This is a genomic window from Acrocarpospora catenulata (genome assembly GCF_018476525.1).
GTDB lineage: Bacteria > Actinomycetota > Actinomycetes > Streptosporangiales > Streptosporangiaceae > Acrocarpospora > Acrocarpospora catenulata.
In genome coordinates this window covers 135,557-150,537 of the sequence record NZ_JAHCST010000005.1, presented here as the reverse complement: position 1 = coordinate 150,537, position 14,981 = coordinate 135,557, and the positions used below count along the sequence as shown (strand labels likewise).

The 14,981-nt window shown below is 69.6% G+C and carries 14 protein-coding genes and 1 pseudogene; 3 read left to right on the top strand and 12 right to left on the bottom strand.

What is annotated here, in order from left to right; all coding sequences use genetic code 11:
- Window positions 1-154 precede the first annotated feature (154 nt).
- From KIP79_RS07265 to KIP79_RS07240, 6 genes are all read right to left on the bottom strand, one after another.
- The gene (locus KIP79_RS07265; RefSeq protein WP_250212813.1) at window positions 155-1,132 is read right to left on the bottom strand and encodes an aldo/keto reductase; all 978 of its coding nucleotides are present in this window, start codon (window positions 1,130-1,132) and stop codon (window positions 155-157) included.
- A gap of 94 nt (window positions 1,133-1,226) precedes the next feature.
- The gene (locus tag KIP79_RS07260; protein WP_214103895.1) at window positions 1,227-2,912 is read right to left on the bottom strand and encodes a putative PEP-binding protein; all 1,686 of its coding nucleotides are present in this window, start codon (window positions 2,910-2,912) and stop codon (window positions 1,227-1,229) included.
- The gene (gene dhaL, locus KIP79_RS07255) at window positions 2,909-3,532 is read right to left on the bottom strand and encodes a dihydroxyacetone kinase subunit DhaL (protein WP_214103894.1); all 624 of its coding nucleotides are present in this window, start codon (window positions 3,530-3,532) and stop codon (window positions 2,909-2,911) included. The genes KIP79_RS07260 and dhaL overlap by 4 nt, the downstream gene beginning before the upstream one ends.
- Before the next feature lie 131 nt (window positions 3,533-3,663).
- The gene (gene dhaK, locus KIP79_RS07250) at window positions 3,664-4,665 is read right to left on the bottom strand and encodes a dihydroxyacetone kinase subunit DhaK (protein WP_214103893.1); all 1,002 of its coding nucleotides are present in this window, start codon (window positions 4,663-4,665) and stop codon (window positions 3,664-3,666) included.
- The gene (locus tag KIP79_RS07245) at window positions 4,662-5,438 is read right to left on the bottom strand and encodes an MIP/aquaporin family protein (RefSeq protein ID WP_214103892.1); all 777 of its coding nucleotides are present in this window, start codon (window positions 5,436-5,438) and stop codon (window positions 4,662-4,664) included. The genes dhaK and KIP79_RS07245 overlap by 4 nt, the downstream gene beginning before the upstream one ends.
- 291 nt (window positions 5,439-5,729) lie before the next feature.
- Window positions 5,730-6,506 carry an IclR family transcriptional regulator gene (locus KIP79_RS07240; protein ID WP_214103891.1) on the bottom strand — a complete coding sequence of 259 codons (777 nt, stop codon included), beginning with the start codon at window positions 6,504-6,506 and terminating at the stop codon, window positions 5,730-5,732.
- Between the two features lie 59 nt (window positions 6,507-6,565).
- Between KIP79_RS07240 and dhaM the strand changes: the two genes are divergently transcribed.
- Window positions 6,566-6,958, top strand: coding sequence for a dihydroxyacetone kinase phosphoryl donor subunit DhaM (gene dhaM / locus KIP79_RS07235; RefSeq protein WP_214103890.1), 393 nt, complete (start codon window positions 6,566-6,568; stop codon window positions 6,956-6,958).
- Window positions 6,942-7,238, top strand: coding sequence for an HPr family phosphocarrier protein (locus KIP79_RS07230; RefSeq protein ID WP_214103889.1), 297 nt, complete (start codon window positions 6,942-6,944; stop codon window positions 7,236-7,238). The genes dhaM and KIP79_RS07230 overlap by 17 nt, the downstream gene beginning before the upstream one ends.
- Before the next feature lie 145 nt (window positions 7,239-7,383).
- On the opposite strand, the pseudogene KIP79_RS49240 reads toward KIP79_RS07230, so the two are convergent.
- The 5 genes and pseudogenes from KIP79_RS49240 to KIP79_RS07205 form a co-directional block, all read right to left on the bottom strand.
- Window positions 7,384-7,758, bottom strand: a pseudogene (locus KIP79_RS49240) (IS630 family transposase); the annotation flags it as partial.
- A gap of 25 nt (window positions 7,759-7,783) precedes the next feature.
- Complete coding sequence (deoC, locus tag KIP79_RS07220; RefSeq protein ID WP_250212811.1) at window positions 7,784-8,491, bottom strand: deoxyribose-phosphate aldolase; 708 nt, start codon at window positions 8,489-8,491, stop codon at window positions 7,784-7,786.
- Window positions 8,488-9,237, bottom strand: coding sequence for a GntR family transcriptional regulator (locus KIP79_RS07215; protein ID WP_214103888.1), 750 nt, complete (start codon window positions 9,235-9,237; stop codon window positions 8,488-8,490). The genes deoC and KIP79_RS07215 overlap by 4 nt, the downstream gene beginning before the upstream one ends.
- A gap of 117 nt (window positions 9,238-9,354) precedes the next feature.
- The gene (locus KIP79_RS07210) at window positions 9,355-11,016 is read right to left on the bottom strand and encodes a GH12 family glycosyl hydrolase domain-containing protein (RefSeq protein ID WP_214103887.1); all 1,662 of its coding nucleotides are present in this window, start codon (window positions 11,014-11,016) and stop codon (window positions 9,355-9,357) included.
- Between the two features lie 124 nt (window positions 11,017-11,140).
- Entirely contained in the window at window positions 11,141-11,704 is a 564-nt protein-coding gene (locus KIP79_RS07205; protein ID WP_214103886.1) for a TetR/AcrR family transcriptional regulator, read from the bottom strand.
- An 82-nt stretch (window positions 11,705-11,786) separates the two neighbouring features.
- On the opposite strand from KIP79_RS07205, the gene KIP79_RS07200 reads away from it, so the two are divergent.
- Window positions 11,787-13,169 (top strand): MFS transporter, encoded by a 1,383-nt coding sequence (locus tag KIP79_RS07200; protein ID WP_214103885.1) that lies wholly within the window; start codon window positions 11,787-11,789, stop codon window positions 13,167-13,169.
- Here KIP79_RS07200 and glmS read toward each other — a convergent pair.
- Window positions 13,156-14,979, bottom strand: a complete 1,824-nt coding sequence (gene glmS / locus KIP79_RS07195; RefSeq protein ID WP_214103884.1) for a glutamine--fructose-6-phosphate transaminase (isomerizing) — start codon at window positions 14,977-14,979, stop codon at window positions 13,156-13,158. The genes KIP79_RS07200 and glmS overlap by 14 nt on opposite strands.
- Between the last annotated feature and the right edge of the window lie 2 nt (window positions 14,980-14,981).

Here is a 14,981-nt window from a genome sequence, read left to right as displayed (position 1 = left end):
TAGGAGTCAGCCGTTCACCTGCAGATGACGCCTCGCGGGCGTGAAAATCTGCGCGGGCCGCCCCGCCGACGCCGCATGGTCTTCCCCCGGTTTTCCGGAACGGTGAGTTGAGAGGAGGCTGGCTGCTTCAGATTGAAGGAGCTGTCAGTGCCGTTCACGTCCAGCTCAGCTGTGATCTTTGCGCCCAGTAGACGTCGGCAGGCTCGGCCAGCGCGGTGAGCCGCTCGAGCTGATCGGGGACGAGGCGGAGGTGCGTGGCCGTGAGATTGCTGATGAGTTGCTCGGCCGTGGCCGCTCCGGACAGGACGATGTCCGCCCAAGGCTGTGCGGCGACGGCTGCGAGCGCCACGGCATCACACGAGACTTTCGCCTCCTGCGCGATGTCGCGCAGGACGGTGGCTTCTGGACCCGAGGCATGGCGATCTGCCAGGCGACCGTTGGCCAGTCCTTCCTTGACGATCACTGTGCACCCAGCGGCGTGCGCCTCGGCAAGTGCGGCGCCCGCCGACGGTTCCATGAGGTTGTAGGTGGCCTGCACGCTGCCGAACAGCTGCTTGCCTTCGACCGTGATCTCCAGTGCCGTGCGGATGGTTTCCGCCTGATCTGGTCCGCTGGCAGACAGCCCGATCGTCACGCCTTCAGTGGCGAGCACGGCCAGTCGCTCATGGAGTGCAGGGTCGGTCAGCGCCGTACTTGTCGGAGTGACCGAGTGAACCTGGTACAGGTCGAGCCGGGTGCCGAGCAGTGCACGTGTGTGCGAAAGCTGTCGTCGAAACGTGGCGAGGCTGTGGTCCTTGACTTCGTGCGTTCTGGCGTCCGTTCTCCAGCCAGCGGTGTAGGTGTAGCCCCACTTGCTGCCGATCACCACGCCTTGCACATCGGGACGGGCATGAAGCCAGCTGGCGAGGAAGTCCTCGGCCATACCGTATGACCGGGCGGCGTCGAAATACCGCACACCTGCGGTGTAGGCGGCGTCCAGCAGCCGGTGGACATGGGCCTGCATCGCCTCGACCGAACGGTCGGCGGGCAGATCCAGGTCACGGCCCAGCGTGATGTAACCGGGACGTCCAACAGCGGCCAGGCCGAGGCCGAAGCGCGCTATCGATGAAGCGTCGGGGCGCTTAAGCGGCATGAACAGCATCCTTCAAGGTCCGAAGGCGCCGCGGGTGGTGTTCTGTGTGTTGCCGGGGCGCCTGGCGGTGGATTGATCTTCGCAGGTACAGGGGTCAAGGCATCGGCGGCCGACAATGCTGCTCGACGAGTTGCCACACCTCTTCCGGGGTCTTGTGGATGAGGGCTGCGGCTGCCGTGGCAGCGCAGGTGTCGTGGCGCAGGCATCGGACGCGGGCGCGGACTTCGTCGACGACGGCGGGCGCGACGGAGAGGCTGTCGCAGCCGAGGCCGATGAGGAGGGGGGTGACAAGGGGGTGTGCGGCGGCGTCGCCGCATACGGAGACATGACGGTCGTGGCGGTGCGCGGCGGTGACGACCTGGTGGATGGCGTTGAGCACGGCGGGGTGCGCGGCCATGGCGGGGGTGGCGGCGGGGTCGCGGCGGTCCAGGCCCAGGATCTGACAGGTCAGGTCGTTGCTGCCGATGGAGAAGAAAGAAGCCTCGCGGGCGAGGTCATCGGCGGCTGCGACGGCTTCGGGGAGCTCGACCATGATGCCCAGCGGGGGTGGCGTGACGCCGAGTTCCGCGGCTGCGGCGTGCAAAAGCGCGCGGCAGTGGCGAAGTTCGTCGACGCTCGCGACCATGGGGATCATGACGCGCAGGTCGGTTCCGCCTCCGACGCTCAGCAGGCTGTGGAACTGGTCGGCGAACGCCTCGGGCTGGGCCAGCATGAGGGGCAGGCTGCGGCCAAGACGCCCATCCTCCCGGCCCGCGGCGAGAAACGGCGGCAGTTTGTCGTCGGCGAAGTCCAGGGTACGGACGGTGACTACCTTTCCGGCAAGGGCGCGCAGGACGGGGACCAGGGCAGCGGCGTGCTGCTCGCGGGTGGGCCAGGCGCGATGGTTGAGGAAAGGAAGCTCGGTGCGGAGCAGGCCGACGCCGTCGGCGTTGGCGGTCAGCATGGCGCGGGCGTCGGCCGGGGTGGCGACATTGGCCCGCAGCACGACCCGGCGGTGGTCGAGTGTCTCGGCGGGCAGGTGACGTTCCTCGGCAAGCGCAAAGCGGCGAGCGCGAGCGGCGTCCATCGCGCGGAGCGCGGCGGTGCGTTCGTCGTCGTCAGGATGGACGATCGCGGTCGCCAGGCCGGCGTCGAGGAGGATCTCCTGCCCCTCTGGTTCGTCGAGCAAAGCGGAGTCGACAGCGAGCAGGAGGGGGATGCCCTGGGAGCGGGCGACGATGGCGGCATGGGAGTTGGGTCCGCCGGTCACGGAGATGGCGGCGGTCACTGTCCGGCCGGGTTCCAGCAGGTCTGCCGCGCCGATTTCGTGGGCAACCAGGACGAGGGGCCGGTCGGGCGCGGGATCGGTGTCGCCGTGCAAATGGGCCAGGACGCGGCGGCCGACCTGCCGGACGTCGGCGGCGCGTTCGGCCAGGGTCGGGTCGTCCAGGGCGGCGATGAGTCCGGCATAGGCGTCGACGGCCTGCCGGACGGCGACAGCCACCGGCTGTCTTTGGTGCGTTCGCTTGATCGCCTGTTCGCGCAGATCGTGATCCTGCGCGATGTAGCCGTTGACCTCCATGATGTCGGCCTGTTCGTCCTTGCCCTGCTCGCGCAGCGAGGCGGACAGGTCGAGCAGGCGGGTGGCGACGGCGTCGAAGGCGTCGACGATCTGCTGGGCAGGGTCGCCGCTGGTGCGCCGAGGCAGGAGGGTGGGGGTCGGCGGGCGGTCCGTGCGGTGGAGAAAGCCCAGAGCCGTTCCGAACGCGGCCGTATGCCCGATGTAGGCGCGGCGGATCATCGGGCCACCGTCTCAGCGAGAGCGCGGAAGATCAGGGCGGTGGAGGTAGCGCCAGGGTCCTGATGGCCGACGCTGCGGGCGCCGAGGTAGGAGGACCGGCCTTTGCGTGCCTGCAGGGGGGTGGTCGCGCGCATGCCCTCCTTGGCAGCGTCCGCTGCGGCCCCTGCTGCGGCGGCGAAGTCGCCACCGGAGTCGACCTGCAGCTGGAAGGCGGCCACCGCAGGGGCATAGGCGTCGATCATCGTCTTGTCGCCGGGTGCTGCCGCACCGAGCTTCTGGACACTCTGCAGACCAGCGGCAAGGGCGGCCGCGAACTGCTGCGGGTCGGCTGTCGGCGCATCCAGGGCCTTGCCGATGGCGCGGAAGGCGCTGCCGTACAGCGGGCCGGACGCGCCGCCGACGCTGGAGATGAGCGTGGTGCCTGCTTTGACCAGTACGGCCCCGACGATGTCCGCCTCCATGTTTGCCACGGCCGTGGTGACGGCGGAGAAGCCGCGGTGCATGTTGATGCCGTGGTCGGCGTCACCGATGGCCGAGTCGAGCTGGGTGAGGTAGTCCTTGTGCTGGTCTACGGCGGCGGCGATGGCCTGCACCCAACTACGGGCGAGGTCGATGTCCACGGGATCTCCGTTCGTGATCGGTTATACGGCTGTTGACGGTGGGCAGGGCCGGGGGCGAGACCGTCTCGGGGGGCTGGGAGTGTGGATGGGGAGGTCCTATCCCTCCTCGTACGGGCTCGCCCCCGACTCCGCTAGGTGCCCCAGCGCAGGGCTGGGGTGTTCACGGGTGCGTCCCACAGGGCCAGCATGTCAGCGTCGGCCTTGCACACGGTGATGGAAACACCCGCCATGTCCAGGCTGGTCACATAGTTGCCGACGAGGCTGCGGGCGATGACGACGTTCTGGCCCGTCAACGCGGTGGCGACCTCGTTGAAGACCACGTACAGCTCCAGCAGCGGGGTTGCGCCCAGGCCGTTGACCATGACGATGGTCTCGTCTCCCGCGGCCAGGGGCTGGTCGGCGAGGATCGCTTCCAGGGCGGTGGCCACGATCTCCCTGGCGGGGCGGAGCTTGTCGCGCCGGCGTCCGGGCTCGCCGTGGATGCCAACGCCGACCTCCATCTCGTCTTCCGGCAGGTCGAAGCCGGGCTTGCCCGCGGCGGGGGCGGTGCATGCGGTCAAGGCGACGGCGAAAGACCGGGAGCAGGCGTTGACCCGGCGTCCCATCTCGGCCACCGCGGCCAGGTCGGCACCCTGTTCGGCGAGCGCGCCGACGATCTTCTCGACGAAGACAGTGGCTCCGGTGCCCCGGCGTCCGGCGGTCCAGGTCGAGTCCTGGACGGCGACATCGTCGTCGACCACGACGGTCTTCACCATGATGCCTTCCTCGGCGGCCAGTTCGGCGGCCATCTGGAAGTTCAGGACGTCGCCGGTGTAGTTCTTCACGATGAACAACACTCCCGCCCCGCTGTCCACGGCCTGGGCCGCGGCCAGCATCTGATCGGGGACCGGGGAGGTGAACACCTCACCGGGGCAGGCGGCGGTCAGCATGCCGGGTCCGACGAAGCCGCCGTGCAGGGGCTCGTGCCCGGAGCCGCCGCCGGAGATGAGGGCCACCCCGCCGGCTCTGATGGTGCCGTCGGCGCGGGTGATCACCTTGTTCTTCGCGTCGACACGGAGTTCGGGGTGGGCGGCGGCGATGCCTGCCAGGGCTTCGTCCAGGACTGTTTCGGGGCTGTTGATGAGCTTCTTCACGACAGGGTTCCTTGGGCAGCGGCGGGCTCGACGTTCCGGTTCTCGGATCGCGTAATGGCGGTGGCCTTGCGGCGGGCGTTGAGCGCGGTGTAGAGGACGCCCGCGGCGATGGCGCCGATCACCTCAGCGCCGAGATAGACAGGCAGTTGGTCCCAGTGGATCGTTCCGCCGAACAGCTCTCCGGTGAGCATCGGGCCGAGCGTCCTGGCCGGATTGATGGACGCCGCGGTGGCAGGTGCCACCGGGATGATGATGGCGAACACGCCGAGTCCGATGGCCAGGCCCGCGAAGCCGCCGGCCGCGCGCCGATCGATGGCCCCGAAGACGACGAAAGCGAGGATGAACGTGCCGACTGCCTCGGCGAAGAACGCCTGTCCCGGGCCGACGCCGGTGCCGTAGGCGGCGATGCCGAGACCGACGTCGACCGCCTTCTTCCCCAGCACCCCGACGATCGCAAGAGCACCCAGCAGCGCCCCGGCCACCTGGGCCGCGATGTAGCCGGGCACGTCCCGCCAGGGCATCTTCTTCGTGACAGCCAGTGCCAGGGTGATGGCAGGGTTGATGTGGCAGCCGGAGACATGGCCGATCGCGTAGACCATGGCGATCACGGCGGTGGCGAAGGCCAGCGAGATCATCCCCAGCTGCGCCATCGTGAACGGTGCGTCGCCGCCGACGATGAGCGTTGCGGGGACCGAACCGACGCCGATGAACACCAGTACGGCGGTGCCCAGCATTTCAGCGAGAAGTTTCTGTAGGTAGGTGTTGTCGTCCATGGATGGCGTCCAGTCCCCACGCGGGGGCTGGGCGTCTCACCTCCTCGGCGTTGAGCAGACTATGTGGGGGGCCGCCAGGTGGTCGGGCCAGGGCTGGCGGGCAGCTCAGGGGAACCGGACAGCTCACCGCTTCCCGCAATGCGTTCATCATGGATGAACGGTGTTCCGAAAGTTAAGCCCGTGTTTCGAGCCTGTCAAGAGGGTCGGCCGACTATCGGGACCCGGCGCACGGAAAAGGCCCCACGGCGACGCGCCGAGGGGCCCAGGACAGGGTGCGGAAGGGCTTGCCGGTCAGGTGCCCGCGCTGCGGGCGCCGCCGCGAGGGGCGCCCAGGTCTCGGGAAAGGTTTCTGGCGGTCTCGCGGACCGCGACGGCGAGCTCCTGACGTGCCGGTTCGGCCAGCAGGCGCTCGACGGGGCCGACAATGCCGATGGCGCCGACCACCTCACCGGAGCGGTCGAAGACCGGGGAGGCGATGCCCGCATCGCCGATGGCCGACTCCTGGTCTTCGAGCGCGTACCCGGTCCTGAGGGTCTCCTTGAGCTGACTGACGAGCACCCCGGGGTCGGTGATGCTGGCACCGGTGAGTACCGCCGGCTCGCCCGCGAGCAACCGCTCCCGCTCGGACGCCGGGGCGAACGCAACGATGGCCTTGCCCAGGGCGCAGGTGCTCCAGGGAATGCTGGCTCCCACCTCGAGGATCTGCACGGCGCCCACGGGGCGGAAGGCGTGGTGCACCACCAGCACGTGGTCACCGGTGAGCACCGCCACCCATGCCGCCTCATTCGCCCGGGTGGCGAGCTGGTCAGCCCAGGTCAGCGAACGGGTCCGCAGCTCTTGGGTGTCCAGGTAGGCGTTGCCCAACTGCAACAGGTCCGGGCCGAGCTGGTACTTCGAGCTCTCCCGATCCTGCACCACCAGCCCCTCGGCCTCCAGCGTGCGCAGCAGCGCATGCACCGTGGGCTTGGCCACGCCCAGACGGTCGGCCAGTTCGGTCACACCCAGCCTGGGTCCGGCGGAGGCGAGCTCCCGCAAGATCTGCACTGCCCGATGTACCGCCTGCACCATCGAAAAATCTCCTGGTTCAGTATTGATGAACAGCGTTCCGGGATTTAACGTAGCTGTTCATGACCACCACTGTCGGCATCGTACTCGTGTCCCACAGTGCCGAGCTCGTCGCAGGCCTGCACCTGCTGCTGAAGCAAATCGGCTCCGACACAGTCCCCCTTGCCACCGCCGGAGGAACCGACGACGGCCGGATCGGCACCAGTTACGATCTGGTCCTCGCCGCCATCCGGCGCGCCAACGTCGGAGCCGGCGTCATCGTCCTCCCCGACCTCGGCAGCTCCGTCCTGACTGCCCGAACCGTTCTGGAAGACCATCCCCACCCCGATGTCACCCTCGTCGACGCGCCCTTCGTCGAAGGAGCCGTCGCCGCGGTGGTCGCTGCCGCATCCGGTGCGGATTTGAAGACCGTCGTTGAAGCCGCCGAGGAGGCCCGCAATGTCCCCAAATTCTGACACCACCACGACCGCCACGACCATGGCGATTCACGAAGTCACCGTCGTCCTGCCCGCCAACCTGCACGCCCGCCCAGCGGGCCAGCTCGCCCGCGCCGCAGCAAGGTTCACCAGCGTCATACAACTGCAGCACAGCGGCCGCACCATCAACCCGACCGGCGTGCTCGCCGTGATGGGGCTTGGCGCCACAGCCGCAAGCAGCTTGACCATCCGGGCCGAAGGCCCCGACGCAGAACAGGCCGTCACGGCATTGGCCGACATCCTCGCCAACGCCGAATAGCCCGCCCGGCCGCTGCCACCGTGCCGAACGAGCCGCTGCTCCGCCATGCGGAGCGAAGATACGAGCTCGCCACCTGAAAGTGCTTCCGAGCTGGGAGGATTGGGCTTGTCTAAGGCCCTGTGCGCGCCAGATCGAGAAGTACTTTCCATGCGAAGACCATCGCACCGGCCTCCACCATGCTCGGCATGCTGGGGTCCACTTTGGCGCCGTCCGGACGGGCGGCGCGGATCGACTTCAGCGCGGCCCAGGTGTGGTCGATGCCCTTGCGGCGCCGGTTGACTCCCCACAGCAGGTCATCGCCGACCGAGTAGCAGCCGTGGAAGTAGGTGATCCCGTGGGTGCGGTGGTAGGTGGCCGGCAACCGCCCCGGCCGGCCTTGTTCCGCCCACCCCGACCCGGCGGTGGGACGGATGCCCAGCGGGCCGAACTCATCGAAGGCGAAAGTCCGTTCCGGGCGCCGGGTCAGGGCGTACTCGATCCGGTCCAGCTTGGCGGCTACGTGCGACCCCGGTGATCGTTTCCGGTCACAGCACTAGCCGCCAACTCTAGGGCGTGCGGCGGCCGGCCAGGTCGTCGAGCATGTCGGCCGTGGTGGTGGCCCCGAAACGGACCGCCCCCGCCTCGGCCATCTCGAAGAGCACGTCCAGGGTGCGGACGCCGCCCGCCGCCTTGACCTTGACCTTGGGCGAGACGTTCGCCCGCATGAGCCGGACGTCGGCGAGGGTGGCGCCGGAGGGCGCGAAACCCGTGGAGGTCTTGACGTAGTGGGCGCCCGCCTCCTCGGTCAGGCGGCAGGCGCGGATCTTCTCCTCGTCGGTCAGGTAGGCGTTCTCGAAGATGACCTTGATCACCGTGCCGGGCGCGACGCCGACCACCGCGGCGATGTCGTCGGCCACAGCCGCGTCCGCTCCCCCGCGCAACCGGCCGATGTTGAGCACCATGTCGAGCTCCGCGGCCCCGTCGGCGATGGCGGCCTGGGCCTCGGCCACCTTGACCGCGGTGGTGGAGGAGCCGTGCGGGAAGCCGACCACCGTTCCCACCAGCACGCCGCTGCCGGCGAGCCGCTCCGCGGCCAGGGCGACGTCGGCGGGCTTCACGCAGACCGAGGCGACCTGGTAGCGCGCCGCCAGGTCGCAGCCCTCGGTCACCTGGCGGGGGGTGAGCTCCGGGCGCAGCAGCGAGTGGTCGATCATCTTGGCCACTTCGGCGACGGACAGGTCGGCACAGTTGAGGGCGGCGACCGGAGGGGTCAAGACTGCTCCGTTTCCACTGCGACGGGTTCGACGACGAAGGCGACGTCCAGCCCGTAACGGGACGCCACGTACCGCGAGTCGGTGAGTTCCAGGGGCTCGTCGTGCTGGTCGAGGATCAGGCGCTGCTCCACCAGGAGTGCGCTGCCCTCGGCCACCTCCAGCACCTCCACCTCGTCCGGCCCGGCCGTCGCGGCGGTGATGCGCGCGTGCCCCTGTGAGGGCACGAAGCCGAGCGAGGTCAGCGTGGCGTGCAGGGAGGCGGTGCGCAGGTCGGCGTCGAGCAGGGCCGCCAGCTTGGCGGGGAAGACGGCGTGTTCCAGCGCCACGGGCACCCCGTCGGCCAGCCGGGCCCGGGTGATCGCGACGACCTTGGCGCGCCGGGCCAGCCGGAGCCGGCCGATCTCCTGGTCGGTGGCCGTGCGCAGGCCGGAGGCCAGCAGCCGTGAGCTGGGCACCTGGCCGCGCCGCCGGATCTCCTCGCTGAACCGGACCAGGTTCTCCGCCCGCCGGGTGGTCGGGGCCGGTGCCACGAACGAGCCACGGCCCGACTCGCGGTAGACCAGCCCGGCCGCCACCAGCCGTTGCATCGCCGCCCGGGCGGTCATCCGGCTGACGCCGAACTCCTCGCTCAGCTCGCTCTCCGAGGGCAGCAGATCGTGCGGGCGGCCCGCCGCGACACGCGCCCGCAACGCCTGCTCGATGAGGAAATAGTGCGGTACGAACGCGTCCTGCGGCGTTTTCGCCATGCCCACCACGCTAGCAGGCTAGCTGTATATACAGCTAGCCTGCTAGCCTGATAACCAGGACGGCCCGCACTCGGGGAGGGGTGCGGGCCGTACGGGGTTCTGATGGATCAGGGTGGATCAGGTCGTGCAGCCCGGGATGCTCGGCAACTGGGTGTTGCCGTTCGGGCGGGAGGCCTGGAAGCCGAAGTCGGCCGACTGCCCGCTGGCCAGGTTGCCGTTGTGGGACACATTGCTCGCGGTCACGTTCTGGCCGCTGACGCTGATCTGGGCGTTCCAGCTGCCGGTGATGGCGTGCCCGGACGGCAGCGTGAAGTTGAACGTCCAGCCGCTGCGGGGGCCGTTGACCGTGACGTAGGCGACGTAACCGTTGTTCCAGGTGTCGAAGCGGACCGAGCAGGTGCCGGTTCCGCCGCCGCCACTGGTGGTGGTCACCGAGACGGTGTTCGACTGGGGTGAGGTGTTGCCGGCGGCGTCGCGAGCGACCACGTAGAACTGGTACTGCGTGGAGGCCGACAGACCGGTCACCGCGAAGCTGGTGCCGGAAGCCGTGCCGATCTGGGAGAAGGTGCCCGAGGTGCCCTGACGGCTGAACACGTTGTAGCCGGTCACCCCCACGTTGTCGGACGAGGCCGACCAGGACAGGTTGGTGCCCGACGAGGTGGTGCCCGAGGCCGTCAGGTTGCCGGGCGCGGTGGGCGGGCTGGTGTCGCCGCCGCCACCGCCGGAGGTGGTCACCGTGACCGTGTTGGACTGCGGCGAGGTGTTGCCGGCGGCGTCCCTGGCCACGGCGTAGAACTGGTACTGCGTGGAGGCCGACAGGCCGGTCGCCGCGAAGGTGGTGCCGGAGGCCGTGCCGACCTGGGTGAAGGTACCCGAGGTGCCCTGACGACGGAACACGTTGTAGCCGGTCACCCCCACGTTGTCGGAGGAGGCCGACCAGGACAGGTTGGTGCCCGACGAGGTGGTGCCCGAGGCCGTCAGGTTGCCGGGCGCGGTGGGCGGGCTGGTGTCGCCGCCGCCACCGCTGGTGGTGTAGGTGAAGGAGTTGATGGTCAGGCCGGTGCCGCCGATCCAGGGCTCGAAGCCGGCCTGCACGCTGGTCAGGTACCAGGAGCGCTGAGCGTAACCGCGGTTCACGGCGTCGCTGTAGAACTCGTTCACGTTCAGGTCGAGCGTGGTGCCGACCGAGCTCCGTACGTACGAGATCACGTTCCAGCCGACGTTGCCGTACCAGACCTGCCAGCTGGTGCCGGCCAGGGTGACGGTGGCCACCTGGGAGCCGATGGGCTGCACCCCGCCCTGCCGGTTGAGCCAGATCATGATCTCGGCGCCGGTGTTCTGACCGTTGGTTCGGGGGGTCGGATCGAACCAAAGGTCATAGGAGGCGTTGTAGGTGCCGCTGGACGGATAGCTGTAGCTGACCGAGCTGCGGATGTTGTTGAACGCGGGGTTGCTGGCCTGCATCGGCAGGCTGCTGCCCGTGGTGCAGGCGGCGTAGTGGCACCCGGCGAAGATGGCCGGGTACGCGGCGGGCGCGCCGTTGGTGGCGTTGTTGTGGTTGGCCGAGGTGATGGTGAAGCCGCCCGCCTGGTTGACGTCGATGCACTGGGACGTGCTCGCCCCCCAGACGTTGTTCATCACGATGTACTTGCCGGACTGGATGGTGGTGGAGCCGAAGGTCTCGCAGATCACGGGGGCGGCGTTGGCCGGAAGGGTCCCGGCGAAGATTGCCGCGAGTAAGACCGCGAGCGTCAGACCTATCCGTTTGAGTTGGTTCACAGGTCCTCCTGGGGTGGCGTTGGGAGCGCTCCCAGAGACGCTAGATCCGCGTCGGCCGCACGCCTAAGAACCGTCCGGAGCGCGCCCGCCTGACCAGGCGGAACACCATGGGTAAGGCTGAAACTTACACCTCGTGCAGGGCAGGGCGGACCCGTACGCCGTCCAGCAGCAGGCTCAGCAGGCGGTCGGCCTGGCCGGGGTCGTCGGGGAAGCGCTCGGCCACCCAGGCGATGCCGTTCAGCGATTTGACCAGGTCCTGGATGGTCAGGTCGGGACGGGCGACCCCGGCGTCCTGGGCCTGCCGGAGCAGCGCGTCACCGGAGGCGGTGATCAGGTGGCAGGTGCCGTACAGCGGGGAGGCGGGGTCCTTGAGGCCGATTATCAGCTCGGCACACAGACCCCGGGTGGTGGCCATGTGGGCGATCTGGGCGTGCAGCCAGACGCGCAGGGCCTCGCCGGGTTCCTCCTCGCGCAGGCGCTCCCCCTCGGCCAGCAGCGCGTCGATGCTGTCCCTGAGCACGGCGACGATCAGGTCCTGCCGGGCCGGGAAGTGCCGGTAGAGGGTGCCGATGCCGACCCCGGCCGCCTTGGCGATCTCCTCCAGCGAGGCGTCGATGCCGTGCCGGGCGAACGCCTCCCCGGCTTCGGCGAGCAGGCGGTCGTAGTTACGGCGGGCGTCGGCGCGCATGGGTGACTCCTTGATAACCGGAGGCGTCCTCCGTATATTTACCGGAGTCGGCCTCCGAATAGTTTACCGCCGAAGGACCCCCATGACCACGCGCCTGCGCGTCACCTTGGCGATCATCGCCGTGACCCAGCTGATGCTGATCCTCGACTCCACCATCGTCACCATCGCGCTCCCCGGCATGGCCGCCGACCTCGGCTTCACGCCGACCGGCCTGTCCTGGGTGATCAACGCGTACATGCTCGCCTTCGGCGGCCTGCTGCTGCTCGGCGGGCGGACCGGGGACATCCTCGGCCGGCGCCGGGCCCTGCTCTGGGGTGTGGCGATCTTCACCGTCGCCTCGTTGGCCGGCGGCTTCGCGACCACGCCGGAGTGGCTCATCCTCTCCCGGATCGCGCAGGGCGCCGGCGGCGCGCTGGCCGGTCCCGCCACCCTGGCGCTGATCACCGGCAACTTCCCGCAGGGCCCGGTACGCACCCGGGCGCTGGCCGTGTTCACCTCGGTCGGCGCGGCCGGGGCGGCGATCGGGCTGCTGGCCGGTGGCGTGCTCACCGACTGGGTCTCCTGGCGCTGGGTGATGTTCGTCAACGTGCCGATCGGCCTGCTCATCGCCCTGTTCACACCGCGCTTCGTGGGCGAGACCCCACGCCAGCCAGGCCGGTTCGACCTGGCCGGGGCGTTCACCTCCACCTTCGGCATGACCGCCCTGGTGTACGGGCTGATCCGGGCCGCCGCCCTGGGCTGGGACGACCGGCTCGCCCTGGGCGCCTTCGTGCTGGCGGTGGGGCTGCTGGCGGCGTTCCTGGTCACCGAGCGCCGCGCGGCGCAGCCGATCATGCCGCTGCGGCTGCTCGCGGCGCCCGAGCGGGCCGCGGCCTACCTCGGCATGATGCTGCTCCCGGCCGCGATGATCAGCACCTTCTTCTTCCTGACCCAGTTCGTCCAGAGCGAGCTGGGCTTCTCGCCGCTGGCGGCGGGGCTGGCCTTCCTGCCGCTGACGGTGGCGATCTTCGGGGTGTCGCAGCTGACGCCGCGGCTGGTGGGCCGGATCAGACCGTGGCGGCACGCGGCGGGCGGGATGGTCCTGGTGGCCGCGGGCATGCTGTGGATCTCCCGGATCGATCCGGGCACGGGGTACGTGACCGGCATCCTGGGGCCGATCGTGCTGCTCGGGCTCGGCATGGGCGGCGCGCTGATGCCGCTCAGCATGACCATCGTCAACGGGGTCGCCCAGGAGGACGCCGGGGCCGCCTCCGGGCTGCTCCAGGCGATGCAGCAGCTGGGCGGGTCGGTGGGGCTGGCCGTGCTGATCACCGTGCACGCGGCGACCGGGCGGATCGGGACCACGTTCCTGGTCGCGGCCGGGCTCGTCGTGCTGGCCTTCGTGGTCACCGTGACCGTGCGGCCCCGGGCGTCCGGTACGGTCGCCGCCGTACCGGACGCCGCGGAACCGTCTATTCCACGGTGACGCTCTTGGCCAGGTTGCGGGGCTTGTCCACGTCGCGGCCGAGGGCGACCGCGGCGTGGTAGGCGAAGAGCTGGAGCGGGATGGTGAGCAGGATCGGGTCCAGCTCGATCTCGTTCTTGGGGACCACGATGCAGTCGTCGGCCTGGTCGGTGGTGCGGTGGCCGACCATGAGGATGCGGCCGCTGCGGGCCCGGATCTCGCCCAGGGTGGTCAGGTTCTTGTCCAGGAGCTCGTCGTCCGGCACGATCGCCACCGTCGGCATGTCCGGATTTATCAGGGCAAGTGGGCCGTGCTTGAGCTCGCTCGCCGGGTACGCCTCGGCGTGCACGTACGAGATCTCCTTGAGCTTCTGGGCGCCCTCCCTGGCCACGGGGTAGCCGCGCACCCGGCCCACGAACATCATGCCGGGGCAGTGCGCGTACTTCAGGGCCAGCGCCCGGATGTGCTCCTCCTGGGTGAGGATCTCCTTGATCTGCTCAGGCAGCCGCCGCAGCCCGTCGCAGATCCGCCGCCCGTCCGCGGGAGACAGGTCGCGCACCCGGCCCAGGTGCAGCGCCAGCAGCGCGAAGGCCGCCGCGGTCGAGGTGAACGCCTTGGTCGAGGCCACCGAGACCTCAGGACCCGCGTGCAGGTAGACGCCGCCGTCGCACTCCCGGGCGATCGCGCTGCCCACCGTGTTCACGATGCCCAGCACCCTGCCGCCCTTGCGCTTCAGCTCCTGTACGGCGGCCAGCGTGTCGTAGGTCTCCCCCGACTGGCTGATCGCGACGTACAGCGTGTCCGGCTCGACCACGGGGCTGCGGTACCGGAACTCCGAGGCCGGTTCCGCGTCGGCCGGGATGCGGGCCAGCTCCTCGATCAGCTGCGCGCCGATCTGCCCCGAGTAGTACGCCGAGCCGCAGCCGATGATCTTCACGCGCCGGAACGAGCGGGACTCCCTGGCGTCCATGTTGATACCGCCCAGGTGGGCGATGTGAAAACGGTCGTCGATCCGGCCGCGCAGGGTGCGGCCCACCGTGTCGGGCTGCTCGGAGATCTCCTTGAGCAGGTAGTGCTCGTAGCCGCCGGTGTCGTAGTGGCCGGTGTCCCAGTCGACGGTGAACGGCTCCTTGGCGGTCTCCCTGGCGTCGCTGGTGAAGGTGGAGAAGCCGTCCGCGCGGAGCACCGCCAGCTCGCCGTCCTCCAGGTGCACGACCTGGCGGGTGTAGCGGACCAGGGCGGCCACGTCGGAGGCGGCGAACATCTCCTTCTCGCCGATGCCCAGCACGATCGGGCTGCCGTTGCGGGCCACCACCACCTCGCCGGGGCGTTCGGCGTCGATCACGGCGATGCCGTAGGTGCCGACCACCAGCTTGAGGGCCCGGCGCACCGCCTCCTCCAGGGTGTCGGTCTCCTTGGAGGTGCGGGCGATCAGGTGCGAGAGCACCTCGGAGTCGGTCTCGCTGCGGAAGACGACCCCGTCGCCCTCCAGGCGCTGGCGGAGCGCGTCGGCGTTCTCGATGATGCCGTTGTGCACGATGGCGATGCGCTCGTCGGCGCACAGGTGGGGGTGGGCGTTCTGATCGCTGGGCACGCCGTGGGTGGCCCAGCGGGTGTGGCCGATGCCGAGCGTGCCCTTGAACCGGGCGGGCACGGCGGCGGCCAGGTCGGCCACCCGGCCCTTGACTTTGCGCATTTTGAGGGACTTCGCGGACTTCTCCACCACGGCGACGCCGGCGGAGTCGTAGCCCCGGTACTCCAGGCGCTGCAAGCCTTCGAGCAGGATCGGCGCGGCGTCCTTCGGGCCGACGTAGGCCACGATTCCGCACATAG